At 75.3% G+C, this 542-nt stretch carries 1 protein-coding gene and 1 pseudogene; both read left to right on the forward strand.

Annotated elements, in window-relative coordinates; genetic code table 11:
- A pseudogene (locus N864_RS26195) lies at positions 1–111 on the forward strand (respiratory nitrate reductase subunit gamma); the annotation flags it as partial.
- Positions 108–542: cupin domain-containing protein (locus N864_RS22965; RefSeq protein WP_051518962.1), on the forward strand; the 435-nt coding region annotated here is incomplete at its 3' end. The pseudogene N864_RS26195 and the gene N864_RS22965, both read left to right, overlap by 4 nt.

A 542-nucleotide genomic window follows, 5' to 3' on the forward strand; every position in this document is an offset into this window, starting at 1 on the left:
CCGGTCGGCTACGTCACCCGCCCCTACATCGTCTATCGCAGCAAGGACGAGCGGGCCGGGGCGGGCGTCGGCTCGCGCGCGCCGAAGCGCGGCTGGGAGCGGGTCCAGTGACCCCGGAGGACAGCGCCCCCTGGCAGGTCCACAGCCTCGGCGACCTGGTGCCGGTGGCCTCGCGTCAGCACGACGCGGGCAGCGCCGGGATCATCGACCTCGGCGAGGCGGCCGAGGAGGCGATCGAGGCGGCGCGCGCCTCGAAGCACGGCAAGGGCACGAGAGTGCTCTGGACGGGCTCGCACCAGCGCCTCGTCGTCGTCGGCCTGACCGCGGGGGCGAAGCTCGCCGAGCACGCCTCGCCTCCCGCGGCGAGCCTGCAGGTGCTGGCGGGCACCGTCCGGCTCTACGCCGGCGAGGAGGCGGAGTGGGTGGTGAACCAGGGCGAGGTCGTGGCGATCCCGCCCGAGCGGCACGCCGTCGACGCGGTGACCGAGTCCGCGTTCCTGCTGACGGTCTCGCTCGACCCGCACCCGCGCACCCCTTCCACC

This window comes from Intrasporangium chromatireducens Q5-1 (assembly GCF_000576575.1).
Taxonomy (GTDB): Bacteria; Actinomycetota; Actinomycetes; order Actinomycetales; family Dermatophilaceae; genus Intrasporangium_A; species Intrasporangium_A chromatireducens.